Genomic DNA, 14,639 nt, shown 5'->3' on the forward strand with positions numbered 1-14,639 from the left:
GCCGTCTACCTGCCCATACGCTCCGAAATGTGACGTCCTCCCTGATTCGGGGCCGGCCCCGGCACGCCACGGCGCACATACGGATGCGGGTGGCCCATGCCGTGCTGGGCGCCCTGACGGGAGCCACGTGGCTGGTGCTGCCCGTGATGACGGTCCCGACCCACGGTCCGGTTCCCGCCGCCGCGGTCGGCACGGTGGCGGGCGCCGCCGCCCCGCAGCAGGACGGGACGTCGTCCACCGACCTCGTGCTGCCGCTGGTCGCCGCGGGCGCGGCCGTGGTGCTGGCCGGATACGGCGCCGTGCGGCGCACCCGGCGGGCCCGCACCCGTACGACTCCGGGGGCACTCCCGGCGGCGCCCCCCGGGTCCGGCCCGGCCGACTCCGCGCGCCAGGCGCGGGCGGCACTGCGACTGGTCGACGACTGCGTACGGACCGGCCGGGAGGAACTGTCCTTCGTCCGGGAGCGCTTCGGGGAGCGGCGGACCGAGCCGTTCACGTCGGCGCTGCGTGCCGCGGAGAGCGAACTGTCCGCGGCGTTCACGCTCTGGCGGCGTCACGAGCAGGGCCTCCCCGAGGAGGCGGGCGCCCGGCGCCGGGCGCTGGCCGCGGTGATCGGCCGGTGCGCGGAGGCGGGCCGCCGGCTGGACGCGGAGGCGCCGGCGCTGGACCGGCTGCGGGGGTTCGCCGCGCGGGGCGCGCTCGGCCCGGTACCGGAGCCGGCCGAGGAGGGCGTCGGCGCGGCGCTGGAGGTGGCCGAGCGGCGGTTCCGGGAGCTGACGGGGCGGGTGCTGACCGCGCGGCGCACCCTGGCCGCCCTCCGCGGGTCGTTCGCCCCCACCGCCACCCGCTCGGTCACCGGGTACGCCGAAGAGGCCGAGGACCGGCTGCTGTTCGCCACCGCACGGCTCAACGAGACCCGCCGGGCCGCCGACGCGGGCGACCCGCGGCGGGCCGTACGGCACCTGCGCGCCGCCGAGGGCGCGGTGGCCCAGGCGGCGGCGCTGGTGGACGGCGTGGAGCGGCTCGCGGCACAGTTGCGGGAGGCCGCCGCCCTGGTGGCGGCCGCGGAGGCCGAGCCGCCCGGGACACGGGGCGCGGACGCCGGGACCGCACCGGCCGCGGACAGGCCGCCCGCCCGGGCCGCCGGGGTGCCGGGGGCGGTGCGCGCGGAGCCGGGCGCGGAGCCGTACGACCCGCTGGACGCGCTGCGCCGGATCACCCGTACCCGCGAGCGGCTGGACGGGACGGGACCCGGCGGGCCGGACGGCGCGGCGCTGCTCGCGGCCCGCGCCTGCGTCGCCGGGGCGGAGGAGTTCGTCACGGTGCACCGGGGGGCGGTGGACGTGGCGGCCCGGGCCCTGCTGGCGGAGGCGGTGCGGGAACTGGCCGCGGGCAACGCCTCCCCGGCCGATGCCGCGGCCCGGGAGGCGCGGGAGCTGGCCGAGCGGGACGTGCGGGCCCACGGCACCCCGGACGCCGGTGCCGGGGGCGGCTCGGCCGGGCTCGCCGGTGCCGTGCTCGGTGGCATCCTGCTGGCCGAGGAGCCGGACGGCGGCCCCCCGGCGGCCTTCGGCGGCCCCGAGACCCGCTCACGCCACCGCCCCTGACCCGCGGCCCGCCCCCGCCCCACACCCGGGCAACGCACCTCGTGGAGCGGTGACCGACGGTCAGAACAGGCTCAGCAGTGCCTCCGCCGGGTCCGTGAGCCCGCCCTCCCCGCCCGGCAGGGGCAGTTCGAACCAGACCGTCTTGCCGTGGGGCGTCCGGCGCGAGCCCCAGGCCGCGCTGAGCAGCCCGACCAGCTGGAGTCCCCGTCCGCCCTCGTCGGTGTCCCGGGCCCGCCGGCGCCGCGGCTGCACGAGCCCGGAGTCCCAGACCTCGCAGACCAGTGTCCGGTCCAGCAGCAGCCGTAGCCGTATGTCGCCCTCGCCGTACCGCAGGGCGTTCGTCACCAGTTCGCTGACGAGCAGTTCCGTCGTGTCGACCAGCGGTTCCAGACCCCAGGACAGCAGGCGCCCGCGGGCGTACTCGCGGGCCCGGCCGACGCTGCGCGGCTCGCGGGGCAGGGTCCAGTCGCCCACGGAGTCGGCGGGCAGTCCCTGCACCCGGGCCATCAGCAGGGCGATGTCGTCCTCGCCGTGGTGGGTGTCGAGGGTGTTGAGGACGTGGTCGCAGACGTCCTCCAGGGGGCGGGAGGGGTCCGTCAGCGCGCCCACGAACGCCTGGAGGCCCTCGTCCAGGGGATGGTCGCGGGACTCGACCAGGCCGTCCGTGTAGAGGGCGAGCAGCGCGCCCTCCGGGAGTTCGACCTCGACCTCCTCGAACGGCTCGCCGCCCACGCCGAGCGGCATGCCGGGCGGCACGTCGAGCATCAGCGCCGCCTCGCCGGGCTCGACCAGGACCGGCGGCAGGTGGCCGGCGTTGGCGAACGTACATCGCCTGGTGACGGAGTCGTACACGGCGTACACGCACGTCGCCAGGTACACCTCGGACAGGTCGGCGTCCCGGGGCTGCCGGGCGGTCCGGGTGGCCTGCTGGACGCCGCCCGGCGTGCCCAGTCCGCGCGCGATCTCGTCCAGCGCGGACAGCACCTCGGCCGGTTCGAGGTCGAGCAGCGCCAGGGTGCGCACGGCCGTGCGGAGTTCACCCATCGCGACCGCCGCGCGCAGGCCCCGGCCCATCACGTCCCCGACGACCAGCGCCGTGCGGTGGCCGGGGAGTTCGATGACGTCGAACCAGTCGCCGCCGACCTCCGTCGCCGCGTTGCCGGGCAGGTAGCGGCAGGCGATGTCCAGGCCGGACGCCTCCGGGTCGCCCGGCGGCAGCAGCGACCGCTGCAGCATCAGCGCCCGTTCGTGCTCCCTGCGGTACAGGCGCGCGTTGTCGATGCAGACGGCGGCGCGCGCGGCCAGTTCGACCGCGAGGTCCCGGTCCCGCTCGCCGAACGGCTCGCTGCCCTTCGTGCGGGCGAACTGCGCGAGCCCCACGACCGTGTCGTGGGCGACCATCGGCACGGCCAGCGTGGACTGCACGAGGCCGCCCTCCTCGGCGGGCACGTACCGCGGCCGGGCGGTGCGCAGGGCGTCCGCGCTCGGCGAGTTGAACGGGAAGTGGTGGACCGCGCCGACCTCGACGGGCCGTCCGGAGCCGCTGAAGGGGGCGCCGGAGACGGCGCTGGCGTAGGCGACCCGGCGCAGTTCGGCGCTGCCGTCGGCGAGGCCGGGCGGGGTCTCGTCGCCGGCCAGCAGCCCCTGGTAGAGGTCGACGGTGGCGAGGTCGCAGAAGCCGGGGACGACCACGTCGAGCAGTTCGCGGGCCGTGGTCTCCAGGTCGAGCGAGTTGCCTATGCGGGCGCCGGCCTCGTTGAGCAGCGCGAGGTTGCGGCGGGCCGCGGCCGCCTCGCGGGCGGCGGCCCGGCGGGAGGTGATGTCGGTGGCGAGCCAGGCGATGCCGATGGGCCGGCCGCCGTGGCTCTGCACGCGGTAGAGGTTGACGGACCAGTGCCGGCGCTCCTCGGAGCCCGGGACGAATCCGGTGACGTGCATGTCGGTGATGGGATTGCCGGTCTCCAGCACCCGGCGCAGCGTGGCCGAGACCCGTTCGGCCTCGCCCCGCGGCAGGTAGTCGTGGACCCCCCTGCCGCGGTGGTCGTCCGGGTGGCCGCCGAAAAGGGAGGCGAACCGCATGTTGGCCCGGCGGACCCGCAGGTCGGGGTCGATCAGCAGGAAGCCGAAGGGCGACTGGCCGAAAATGGCCTGCGAGGCGGCGAGGTCGGTCTCGATGCCGCGCAGCGTGCGGACGTCCACGACGACGCAGACGGCGGCCCGGTCCCCCTCCTCCGTGCGCGTCGGCATGACGTAGACCTCGGCGAGCCCCTCCTCGCCGCGCGCGCCGTCCGGCCGGTCCGGCATCCGGAACGGCACCACGCCGGTCCACTCGCGGCCGTCGAGGATCTCGGCCATCTTGCGCTGGCCGCGCTCGCGGTGGTCGGGATCGACGAAGGCGTCTATGGGGTCCGTGCCGACGGCGCGTTCGGCGGGGATGCCGAAGAGCTGCTCGGCGCGCAGGCTCCACTGGTCGACGAGCCCTCCGGGGCCGATGGAGAAGGAGGCGACCCGGATGTAGTCGTAGATGGAACCGGGCGGACTGCTCTGCCACATGGCGTCACCGGGCGCCGCGGCAGCCGCCGCGGTCCGACTCCTCGCGCCATCCGACGGGTCCTCGGACTCCGTGGCCTTCGCTGGTATCTCGCTCACGCGAACCGTCCCCTCCAGCTCACCGCGTCCGGCACCGGTCACCGGGGGCGGCTGCCCGCAGTATCCAGCACTACGGCGCCGCACAACACGGTGTTCACGATCACAGCTCGGTCCAGGTCCTTTTCCGAACCGGTCCGTGACAACACTTCCACTCTTCTAACCAGGGAACACACCACCGAACCACATACCGGCGGACCGCGTGCGCCCCCGGCGCGCGCGGTCGGCGGCCGACCGACGGCCGTACCCCCCGTGCCCCCGCGGATGTTCCACCCTCAGCCGGGAATCGCCAGCTCGAACCAGACGGTCTTGCCGCCCGCGCCGGGCCGGGTGCCCCAGCGGCGCGAGGAGCCGGCGACCAGCTGGAGACCGCGTCCGCTCTCGTCCTCGGGGCGGGCGACGCGTTCGCGCGGGGGGTCCGGGAGCGGGTCGGACACCTCCACCAGCAGCGTGTCGTCGCGCCCGGCGGGGCGGACCAGCCGCACGCCGATGGGTCCGGTGGCGTGCCGCAGCGAGTTGGTGACCAACTCACTGACCAGCAGCGCGGTCAGATCGGAGACGCTGTCCAGGTCCCAGCCGCGCAACTGGCCCCGGACCGCCGCGCGGGCGGCGCGCACGGCGTCCGGCTCCGCCGGAAACGTCCACTCGGCGCAGTCGCCATCGGTGTCGATCACGCCGATCACTTCCCGGGCCAGCGGAGCCTACCCATGTCCGGTTTTCATGGGGTTAATGGGCACATACCCGATATCCCGAGCGCAGTACCGCTTGAGAGGGCGCACTGTGGCACGAACGGCGTACGGCGTGTCCGCCGGGCCGGTGCGGGTTGCGGGAGGAGCGGGCCGACCGGGGCGGGGCCGCTGCTCCGCCCCGGGTCACCGGGTGGCGGCCCCGGCGTCCGGGCCGGGGCGGAACGCGGCCAGTCCCCCGACCCGGCGCACGGCCGGCACGTCCTGGTCCAGCCACGGCACGTCCCACAGTTCGGCCGGGGTCAGCCAGCGCAGGTCGTCGTGGTCCTGGAGGGGCCGGGGTCCGGGTGAGCCGGGGCGCAGCCGGGCGGTCCACACGTGCAGGACGTACGGCGCCCGCAGGGGCCACTCCCCCGGCACGCGTGCCACCGGTTCGGCGTCGACGCCCAGTTCCTCGCGCAGTTCGCGCGCCAGGGCGTCCTCCGGCAGCTCGCCGGCCTCGACCTTGCCGCCGGGCAGTTCCCAGCGTCCGGCCAGGTCGGCGGGTGCGCTGCGGCGCGCGGCGAGCAGCCGCCCGCCGTCGAACAGGGCGGCTCCCACCACCACGACCGGTTCCGCTCCAGGAGTCGTGCGTGTCATGGAGCGGAGCCTACGGGAGCCGCCGGCCGGTCAGTTCGGCGAGCCGTCCCCGATCTGGCCGATGCGCTCGACCCAGTAGAGCTGCTCCTGCCGCCGGTCGTCGAAGCTGTCGGCGACCTTCTGCGCCTCCGCACGGGTCGCGTACCGGCCGACGCGGTAGCGATTCCCGCTGTCGTCCTGACGTATCACGATCCAGGGCAGCGCGACCGTGCCCTCACTCATGGGTCCCACCGCCCGCGTTCCTTCCCGCACCGCTCCACCCGCTTCCCCCGGCTAAGGAAACCGCACTCCGCATATGCCCGAGCGTACGCCCAACCTTTACGCTGCGAATACGACTTTTCACAAAGAGGTACGCAACCAGCCAGAACGCCGGGGGCGCACGGGGCCGAACGCGCCGTCGGAAACCGTCCCGACCCGGCTCGGGGGCCTGCCGGGTCGGACCGGGGCCACCTGGGAGAACGGCCGGATCGGTGCGGCTCGCACGGGCTTCGGCGGCAGCCGCCGCACCGGGATCACCGCCCCCACGGCGCACGAGGGTGTGCGCTAGCTCACTCCGGGCCGCGCCCCGGGCGCCGTTGGACCCCCGCCCCGCCAGGCAGGGGCGCTCATCGCACGGGCAGGTGGTAGGCGACCCGGTAGCGGTCGGCCGGGATCACCACGTCGGCGGTCTCCACCGGCCGGCCGGAGGCGAAGTAGGTGCGCTGGACGACCAGCACCACGTGCCCGGGGACACCGCCGAGCAGGTGCAGCTCCTCGGCGAGGCCGGGGCGGGCGCCGACCTCCTCGGTGACGTTGTCCACGATGACGTCGATGGCCCGCATGCGCTCGACCACGCCCATCCCGCCGAGCGGGCCCTCCTCGGGCAGCATCACCGGGCTGCGGCCCGTGACGGCGAGGGGCTCCCAGGAGGTGGAGAGCATCATCGGCTCCCCGTTCTCCCGGAACAGGTACTTGGTGCGCATGACCCGGTCGCCCGTCTGGATCCCGAGCCGCTCGGCGATGGCCGCGCCGGCCCGGGCCTGCTCGCTGCTGGACTCCCAGGTGCCGCGCGCCGAGGCGTCGGACTGCTCCTGCCGGAAGGGGGTGGCGCCGCCGGCCGGGCGGTACCCGGAGCGGGACACGCGCCGCGGCACGGGCCGCTCGCGCACGTAGGTGCCCGAGCCGGAGCGGCCCTCGACCAGCCCCTCGGCCATCAGCACCTTGCGGGCCTCCAGGGCGACCGTGTCCGAGACGCCGTACTCCTCGCGGATGCGGGCCTGGGAAGGGAGCCGGGTGTGGGGCGGCAGTGAACCGTCGACGATCTTCTTGCGGAGATCACCCGCGACACGCAGGTACGCCGGCTGCTCACCGAATGTCACTGGCCGCTCCCATCAGGTTGTACAGACAGCAACAGCGTGGCAACCGTGGGTTCTGCCGTGCAAGCAGAGGCCAGAGAATCACTCGATGTGATGACACGCGGCGGGAGAGGGCTTCACGCAGGCGCTTTCCCTCCCGTATAGGGGTGCTCGCCGCGGGACCCGCTCACACCGGGCGGGAGGCGTCCGTGCCGCCGTCGGCCGGCGGGGTGGTCGCGAGCCCCAGGGACTTCCGGGCGGCGACCGCCCGTTGCGGGGCCAGCAGGCCGAGTCCGGTCTCGGAGCGCTCCTGGAAGGTGTCCGCGTCCCCCGCCCCGGCCGCCTCCGCCCACACCGCACGCGCCTCGTCCAGGTCGGCGGCCAGCGCGGCGACCGGCCGCCGCGCACCGGCCGGCCACGCGTGCGCGCGCAGCATCCGGGCCTGCTCGCCCAGCGCGGCCGACACCCGGCCCGCCCAGGCCCGGTGGCCCGGCAGTCCGCCCTCCGCCTCGTCCCCGTCGGGGCCGGCGTCCATGGCCGCGTTGAGCACGTGCGCGGCGTTCAGGTAGGCGAGCTGGTCGGCGTCCAGGACGGTCGCGTCGTTGCGCAGCGACCCGGTCAGCTCCGCGCCCTCCTCGGCGTTGCCGAACACGCAGGTGACCTCGCGGTCCCCCGCGACCCAGCTCCGCGTGCTCGGCGTCAGGTAGTACACGTCGACGTCCCGTGGGACCGCCCAGGCGTCCATCGCGTAGCCGTCCCGCAGGCGCCAGCAGCGCTCGCCCGCGGCGTCGGAGACCGCGGCGTCCCCCGGGTAGGCGCCGTCCGCCAGCCGGAAGGAGGCGAACACCTCCCCGTCGTGCGCGCCGGAGCAGGGCACCTCCGTGATGTCGTAGGTCTCGCCGACCAGCCCGCCGCCGGGCGCGTCGAAGCACTCGCCCCGGCCCGGCGGGCGGGACGCGCCGCCGTGCGCCCCCTCCTCGACGCCGTGCCACACCTGCGCGGCGCCGCCCGTCGCGAGCAGCAGCGCCCACAGCCCGAGCCCGATCCCGGACAGCACCGCACCGCCCACGGCCAGCCCCGTGCCGCGCTCGCCGCGCCGCCGGATCTGCCGCAGCCCGGCCAGCCCGAGCGCCAGTCCCACGCCCGGCAGGAAGCACAGCACGCCGAGCACCAGGGAGGCGATGGCGAGGCCGTTGACCGGCGCCGGCCGGTTGTGAGGGCTGTAGCCCTGCGTCCACGGCTGGTACGCCGACAACCCCGGTGCCCCGTGCGGCTGTTGGGCGTACGGCTGCGGCCCGTACGGTCCCGGCGGAGCCGGCCGGGGCGGCGGGTACGGCCCAGCGCTCTGGTGGGGGCCGGGAAGCGGGGGCGTGGACACCGGAACCGTGCTCCTGGATCGGGCGGCGGCAGCACAGGACCGGCGACCGGCCGGCGGCTGGACTGTCGTACGACTGGCCGCATCGTAAGCGGGACACACGCGGGGGCGGTACGCGGGTGGAGCGCGTGCCGGTGGCGCCGGCCCGGGAGGCGCGGACGGCGCCGGCCGGTACGCTCGCGCCGCGCACGGACCGGCGGCGGTCCACCCCTGGCCGGCCGCTGCGTCCCGACTCCCGGGCGGGGCAGCACCCCGCGCGGCCTTTCTTGGCCGCGGCGGTGAGCGGGTGTCCGGCTGGGCTCAGTCCGTCGCGGCGTGCCCGGCGCCGCGTCGGGCCGGGCGGCGGTTGCGCCACCGGGTGACCAGCCACGCGACGTTGACCCCGCCCAGGGTGACCAGCACCGCCGCCGCGTCGGCGTTGCCCGCGACGCCGTGCCCCGGTCCAAGGCCCCGCGCCGCGCGGACCAGCAGGGCGATGTCGGCGGGCAGGGTGACGGCGGCCAGGAACGCCAGGCAGACCGCCGTACCGGCCACGAGGACGACGCCGTAGAGGCGGACGGCCCGGCGCTCGTGAGGGGGCAGCCGGAGGCTCGGGTCACCGGCTCCGGCGGGGCGTCCCGGGCGAACCGCCCGCCGGAACACGTACCGGGCGTGAGCGAGACCGTCGCCGTACAGATCGCGGCAGCCGGTGAGGTCCTGGAGGACGAAGTACAGGTCCGTACGGGTGAACACCATGCACTGGAAGGGCAGCGGCATCAGGGCCAGCAGCAGGAGCGCGGCCAGGAACCGGTGGGCCGTCGTCCCGCTGTCCGTCAGGGCGAGCACCAGGACCAGGACCGACGCGACGGACAGGTTGAGGGCGATGCCGGCCAGGTAGGCCGTCAGCCGGTGGCGGCGGGGCGCCAGTTCGATACCGCTGATGTCGGTCTGCATGACGAGGAACTGCAGGCGGGTGCCCAGGCGCATCCGGCCCGGCACGCCCGCGGCCCGCGCGGTGACCAGGTGCGCCAGCTCGTGGGCCAGCAGCAGCGCCCAGCCGGCCGCCGCCCCGGTGAGCAGGACGACGCTGCCGTGCGGGCTCCACAGCAGGTCGCGGTAGCCGGGGACGAGGTCGGGGCGGTGGACCAGGACGGCGACGGCGGCCACCAACAGCGCCGTGACGAGCACGGGGAGCGCCGGGTGCAGCGCGAGGCGGGCGTGGCGGGGGCGCAGCCGGGGCAGTGACGGGGGCGGCGGTTCGGCGTCCGCGATCGGGCGGTCCCCGATCCGTGCCACGAACCCGAGGGCGGCCAGGTCCCGCACGAAGTCCGGGACGTCGAGTTCCTCGCCGGTCTCGTCGTGCAGCGTCCGCGCCGTACGGGCCACGCTCAGTCCGGCGCCGAGGAGTTCCAGGGCGCGTGCCCCGGCCGCGGGTACGGCGACGAAGGTGCGGGTGGCCATGCGGCCCACGATCCACTCGTCCCGGTCGCGCCGGAGCACCAGGTCGTGCAGGAGGACGCGGGCTCCCGGGTCGACGCGGGGGCGGTCCCCGGGCGCGGTGTCCGTCACGGGAGGCTCCCCGGTACCGGGCGCACCGCCGCTCCGGGTTCCGCGGCGGCCCCCGGCTCCGCCACCGGTCGCGGGCCCTGTGCCGCTCCCCGGTCCGCCGCCGGTCCCGTGCCGCAGGCGGGGCAGTCGGGGCGCCGGTCCGAGCGCTGCATGATCCCGTCGCCGGGCAGCATGAGGTTGAGGCCGAACCGGCAGCCGGGGTCGGTCCGCGGGATGCCGCAGAGCAGCATGAGGGCGGCGTGGGCCAGGAGGCTGCCGGACAGTCCGGCGGTCACGGCGTTGACCGGGTTCCACGGCATGCGGGGCGAGGCGGCCTCCTCGTCCTGGCCGGGCGCGAGCCGCAGGTCGCGGCGCTCGATCTCGGTGGCGCGCAGGCACTCCCAGCAGGCACCCCGGCCGGGTGCGAAGACCCCGACGCTCACCAGCGGGCCGCGGTAGCCGGCCTCCGCCCACGGCGTGCCGGCGGCCAGGCAGACCCGGTTGGCCCAGCGCCGGATGACGGCGGGCCGGTCGGCGGCCAGCAGCAGCGTGTCGTACCCCGGCCCGGTGCCGTCGGGGCCGGACGCGAGCAGGTCCGCGAGGTCGGCGGGCCCGCGGACCTCGCGGCGCTCACCGGTGACGGTCGTGTCCGAGTTCAGGGCGCGCAACGCCCGCAGCGCCGCGTCGATCTTGGGCGTGCCGAGGTCGTGCTCGCGGAAAAGGGTCTGCCGGTTGAGGTTGGACAGTTCGACGACGTCCGGTTCGACGCAGTGCAGTCGCCCCACCCCGGAGGCGACCAGGTCCCGTGCGGCGGCTCCGCCGGTGCCGCCCACCCCGACCAGCAGGACCCGGGCCCGGCGCAGCCGGAGCTGCGGTTCCCAGGCGCTCTCCCGCGGCCGCAGGTCCATCCAGCGCAGCAGGGTCATGCCCCTGCCGTACCGCTCGCGTTCACGCGCGGACAGCTCCGCCGGGGGCGCGGCGCCGGCGTCCTCCACGTAGCCGGCCGCGGTCAGGTCCGTCATGGCCTGCTCGACGTCCGGGGCCGGCAGGCCCAGTTCGGTGTGGCGCCGGGTCACCTCGGCGACGACGTCCGCGGGGCCGCGCGTGCCGTCCATCGCCTCGACCAGCGTCCACACCCAGCCGTCGGGGTCCGCGACCTCGGCCCCGATGCCGTGCACGACGCTCCCGATCCTGACGTGGCCGTCCACCGTGCGGTAGGCCCGGTGCTCCGGCTTGATCCGGGGCCGCCGCATCGCGTGCACCGTCATCTTCGCGCCAATCCCGTCAGCCCCAACTCCCCTACAGGAACACGGACATTGACAACACTGTCCCGGTGCGCCAAGCCTGGCAAGAGCACGTCGATTCACCGCACGACAGTCACCGTCGGAAGGACACGACATGCCGAACAAGATCGAGATCCGTCCGCTGGACAAGAAGGAGACCACCGGCGAGAGCGGTGGTAACGGCGGCGCCTGACCTGATCCGCACCATGGACCGCTACCCCACGGTCGCGGAGGTCACCGAGTCGGCGCGCGGGTTGGTCTCCCGGTTCCCCGGGGCCTGCCGGCTGCGCCGGATCGGTGCGTCCCGCGCCGGCCGGCCGATCCTCATGCTGTCCGTGGGACAGGGGCCGCACCACGTCCTCGCGGTGGCCCGGCCGCACCCCGACGAGCCGGTCGGGGGCGCGACCGCGCTCGCGCTGGCCGAGCGGGTGGCGCGCGGCGACGGGCGTTCCCCGGCGACCGACCCCGCCCTGGTCACCTGGGACCTCGTGCTGTGCCTCGACCCGGACGGGGCCGCGCTGAGCGAGGGCATCGAGCAGGCGACGGCCGACGCCGGCCACACCCTGGGGGACTACTTCCGGGCCGCCTACCGCCCGGTCGCGGCCGAGCAGCCGGAGTGGGCCCCGATCGTCGCGCGGCGGCTCCCGGAGAGCCGGGCCCTCTTCGACGTGATCGACGAGCTGCGGCCGGTGCTCCAGTGCTCCCTGCACAACGTCGAGGCGGGCGGTAGCTGGGTGCAGCTCACCCGCGCCCTGCCCGGACTCGCCCGGCCCTTCGAGGCGTCCGCCGACGAGCTGGGCATCCCGCTCCAGCACGGCACGTTCGACGCCCTGTACTGGGAGAACCCCAGCCCCGCGATCCACGTCCTGCCGCCGCCGGACAGCACCGCACGGCTGGCGGCCGGGTCCGAGAACATCGGTCTGTCCACGTGGTGCGCGCCCGCGCGGTACGGCGGTGTCACGGCGATCGTCGAGGTGCCCATGTGGGCGACCGACCTGGCCGACGACCCGGCACCGCACCCGGCGGCCGCCGCCGCGCTGCGCGGCCTGGCTGCTCTGGTGCGCGACGGCGGACGGCAGGTGACCGCCGTTCTGGAGCAGGCACGCGGCTTCCTGCCCCCGGCCGCGGAGGAACCGCGCAGACGCGTGCTGGAGTGGATGGCCGACGGCCTCTACGACCTGGTCGCCGAGTCCTGGGAACCGCTCGCCCGGCAGGCGGCGGACGCCGAGGGCACCGACGGTTCGCACCGGCTGACGAGGGCCCAGGTCTGCGCCCTGGACGTGGTGGCACGCCGGCAGCCGCTCCGCGCGGCGGGCCTGCTCCTGCGGCTGCTGGAGTCGGCGGACGACGCGGCCGCCCCCGGGCTGGCCCGCGAACTGGAGGGCCGCTTCACCGGGTGGTGCGAGGACTTCGAGGAGGCACTGCGCCTGCGCCGGGTGCCCGTGCACGACCAGGTCACCCACCAGGCACGCACGGCGGTGGCCGCGGCGGAGTGCGCACTGGAGGAGCTGCGCTGACGGAACCGGGGCCGCTCGCTTCCGGCATCCGCCGCCGCGGGGCGATGCCGGCGGACACCCGGGCCGGAAAGAGGCCGGCCCCGCTCTGGTCCTGCCGTCCGTCAAGGCTCTGACCTGGAGCCATCGAAGGTCACAGCGGCCAGGCGGTCAGCAGTTCCCCGGGGCCGTAGGCGGCATCGAGACCCTGGCAGCCGACATCACTGCGCGAGACCGCCACGAGGGGAACGGGTTCGTCGGTGAGGGCGGCGCGGTGGCGGTGGAGGGCCGCGAGGTCGTGCCGGTCGAAGGGTGCCTGCTCCAGCCACTTGATCGAGCCGACGAAGAACAGCTCCTTGGCGACGGGGGCACGGTCCGCCCCGACAATGTCGATCTCGACGTCGTTGGTGCGGGTCCAGTAGCCGCCCACCGCGGGGGCCGCGGGCAGCCGGTCGTCGGGCAGTATCCGTGCCAGGGCCTCACGGACGAGGGGCTCGACAGCCCGACCACGCCAGCTGGTCCAGTTCTCCCGGATGCGCGCCAGTGTCAGATCGCCCCTCCCTCGCTCGATCTCCTCCATAGACGGACCGAGCAGGTGCAGCCAGAACCGCAGGTAGGGATCTGCCACCCGGTAGCGGCGATCCTTCGACGGACGTGGCGACACGGGTAGCTCGGCCGCCACGACCCGCTTGTTCGTGAGCAGCTCCAGCGCTCGCTGCAGCGGCGTCGCCCCGATTCCGCCGGCCGCGCGGGCGATGTTGGTGAAGGTCCGTTCGCCGCTGCCGATGGCCGCCAGCACCGTACGTGCCTGAGCCTGCGGGGGAAACTCGGCGGCCAGCGAGCGTTCGGCCGACACCAGCAGGGCCGAGACCGGGTCGTTCAGTGCCTCGCCGAGGAAGTCCCACAGCCCCGCACCCCGCGGCCATTCCGCGCAGATCAGCGGCAGCCCGCCGGTGACCAGCGCGGCATCGAAGGCCTCCGCCGGTTCCAGCCCGAGCATCCGCCCCACCTCGGCGGGGTTCAGCGGCCCGAGCACCATCTCCCGGCCGCGCTGGTGGAAGGGACGCCCGTAACTGTTCAGAGCCTCCATCATCGACAGATCGGAACCGATGAGGACCAGCAGCACCGGCTTGGTTTCCAGCACCCGGTCCCAGGCCCGTTGCAGCATCCCCTCGAAGGCGCCATCCGCATCCATCAGGTACGGCACCTCGTCGATCACCAGCACGCTCGTCCGGTCGACGGGCAGCGCCGCGGCCAGCACGTCGAACGCGGCATCCCAGCTCTCCGGCCGCGCGGCGGCCACCAGCCGCGCCAGCGGCAGCGTCGACGTCTGGGCGTCCCGGGCCAGCCGCGTCAGATCATCCCCGAGGGACGCACCGGTCGCCGCGTAGAACAGGAAAGGCGCTCCGGATCGTTCCGCGAACCGTTCGACCAGCCGCGACTTGCCCACCCGGCGCCGCCCGCGCAACATCACACACCGACCGGGCCGCTCCCCGCCGACCCCTGTCGCCACCTTCCGCAGCTCTCGCTCCAACGTCGCCAGCTCCTGCCGCCGGCCCACGAAGTCCACCATGCCCACCCACCTCCACTCCGAATACTAACATCGACGTTAGCAACATTAACGTTAGTGCGGTATGCGTGATGGTTTGTCACTCAAAGTCACCGGCACGATCCCGTCACGGAAGAACGCAAAGGACCCGACTTCGAAGAGTCGGGCCCGGTCCGGTGCGCGTTCCCGGCCGGTCACCGGCGGTTAATAGCGTTCCGACACGTTGGCGTGGGCCAAGGCGTTCTCGTACGCCTTGAGCAGCCGACGGGCGTTCGCGGGAGAGCGCAGCAGGTACGAGCCCTCGCGTAGCACCGCGTAGTCCGAGTGGTACCGAATGGCGTCCCACTCACCACCGTCCGCGACGGATCCGTCCGGATGACGGACCATCAGGGGGCCCGGCACCGTCCCAGCACGGCGAACGGCAAGGGGCCGGCCCCCCGAAGGGCCGACCCCGTATGACCCGCATGATGCCAGGCCGCCGAACGTGCTGTTGTTTCACC

Annotated in this window: 11 protein-coding genes and 1 pseudogene; 2 read left to right on the plus strand and 10 right to left on the minus strand. The window is 75.2% G+C overall.

The genetic code is table 11. The features are described 5' to 3' along the window. Positions 1 to 29 precede the first annotated feature (29 nt). Positions 30 to 1,607 carry a hypothetical protein gene (locus ACZ4K2_RS18060; RefSeq protein WP_467473843.1) on the plus strand — a complete coding sequence of 526 codons (1,578 nt, stop codon included), beginning with the start codon at positions 30 to 32 and terminating at the stop codon, positions 1,605 to 1,607. A 60-nt stretch (positions 1,608 to 1,667) separates the two neighbouring features. Here ACZ4K2_RS18060 and ACZ4K2_RS18065 read toward each other — a convergent pair whose 3' ends face one another. From ACZ4K2_RS18065 to ACZ4K2_RS18100, 8 genes are all read right to left on the minus strand, one after another. Continuing rightward, entirely contained in the window at positions 1,668 to 4,256 is a 2,589-nt protein-coding gene (locus ACZ4K2_RS18065; protein WP_467473845.1) for a SpoIIE family protein phosphatase, read from the minus strand. Between the two features lie 272 nt (positions 4,257 to 4,528). Continuing rightward, a complete protein-coding gene (locus ACZ4K2_RS18070) occupies positions 4,529 to 4,927 on the minus strand; it encodes an ATP-binding protein (protein WP_467473847.1) in 399 nt (132 codons plus the stop codon). 198 nt (positions 4,928 to 5,125) lie between these two features. Next, positions 5,126 to 5,578, minus strand: coding sequence for a (deoxy)nucleoside triphosphate pyrophosphohydrolase (locus tag ACZ4K2_RS18075; protein ID WP_467473849.1), 453 nt, complete (start codon positions 5,576 to 5,578; stop codon positions 5,126 to 5,128). Between the two features lie 30 nt (positions 5,579 to 5,608). Further along, a complete protein-coding gene (locus ACZ4K2_RS18080; RefSeq protein ID WP_467473851.1) occupies positions 5,609 to 5,800 on the minus strand; it encodes an SPOR domain-containing protein in 192 nt (63 codons plus the stop codon). 383 nt (positions 5,801 to 6,183) lie between these two features. Then, a complete protein-coding gene (locus tag ACZ4K2_RS18085) occupies positions 6,184 to 6,936 on the minus strand; it encodes a GntR family transcriptional regulator (protein WP_467473853.1) in 753 nt (250 codons plus the stop codon). Between the two features lie 163 nt (positions 6,937 to 7,099). Then, complete coding sequence (locus tag ACZ4K2_RS18090; protein ID WP_467473855.1) at positions 7,100 to 8,167, minus strand: DUF4190 domain-containing protein; 1,068 nt, start codon at positions 8,165 to 8,167, stop codon at positions 7,100 to 7,102. Between the two features lie 420 nt (positions 8,168 to 8,587). After that, positions 8,588 to 9,835 (minus strand): hypothetical protein, encoded by a 1,248-nt coding sequence (locus ACZ4K2_RS18095; RefSeq protein ID WP_467473856.1) that lies wholly within the window; start codon positions 9,833 to 9,835, stop codon positions 8,588 to 8,590. Beyond that, positions 9,832 to 11,082 carry a HesA/MoeB/ThiF family protein gene (locus ACZ4K2_RS18100; RefSeq protein WP_467473857.1) on the minus strand — a complete coding sequence of 417 codons (1,251 nt, stop codon included), beginning with the start codon at positions 11,080 to 11,082 and terminating at the stop codon, positions 9,832 to 9,834. The genes ACZ4K2_RS18095 and ACZ4K2_RS18100 overlap by 4 nt, the downstream gene beginning before the upstream one ends. A 221-nt stretch (positions 11,083 to 11,303) precedes the next feature. Between ACZ4K2_RS18100 and ACZ4K2_RS18105 the strand changes: the two genes are divergently transcribed. After that, positions 11,304 to 12,614, plus strand: a complete 1,311-nt coding sequence (locus tag ACZ4K2_RS18105; protein WP_467473859.1) for a M14 family zinc carboxypeptidase — start codon at positions 11,304 to 11,306, stop codon at positions 12,612 to 12,614. Between the two features lie 130 nt (positions 12,615 to 12,744). Here ACZ4K2_RS18105 and ACZ4K2_RS18110 read toward each other — a convergent pair whose 3' ends face one another. Together ACZ4K2_RS18110 and ACZ4K2_RS18115 are read right to left on the minus strand one after the other, a co-directional pair. Next, entirely contained in the window at positions 12,745 to 14,163 is a 1,419-nt protein-coding gene (locus ACZ4K2_RS18110; RefSeq protein ID WP_467473861.1) for an ATP-binding protein, read from the minus strand. Positions 14,164 to 14,343: 180 nt separating this feature from the next. After that, positions 14,344 to 14,460, minus strand: a pseudogene (locus ACZ4K2_RS18115) (type II toxin-antitoxin system prevent-host-death family antitoxin); the annotation flags it as partial. Positions 14,461 to 14,639: the final 179 nt, after the last annotated feature.

Source organism: Streptomyces sp. NPDC025833, from assembly GCF_055558055.1.

What these genes read in the sequence shown, in the direction of transcription:
- ACZ4K2_RS18110 (WP_467473861.1), bottom strand. Translation starts at nt 14,163, where the DNA reads ATGGTGGACTTCGTGGGCCGGCGGCAGGAGCTGGCGACGTTGGAGCGA.
- ACZ4K2_RS18080 (WP_467473851.1), bottom strand. Translation starts at nt 5,800, where the DNA reads ATGAGTGAGGGCACGGTCGCGCTGCCCTGGATCGTGATACGTCAGGAC.
- ACZ4K2_RS18100 (WP_467473857.1), bottom strand. Translation starts at nt 11,082, where the DNA reads ATGACGGTGCACGCGATGCGGCGGCCCCGGATCAAGCCGGAGCACCGG.
- ACZ4K2_RS18075 (WP_467473849.1), bottom strand. Translation starts at nt 5,578, where the DNA reads ATGACACGCACGACTCCTGGAGCGGAACCGGTCGTGGTGGTGGGAGCC.
- ACZ4K2_RS18105 (WP_467473859.1), top strand. Translation starts at nt 11,304, where the DNA reads ATGGACCGCTACCCCACGGTCGCGGAGGTCACCGAGTCGGCGCGCGGG.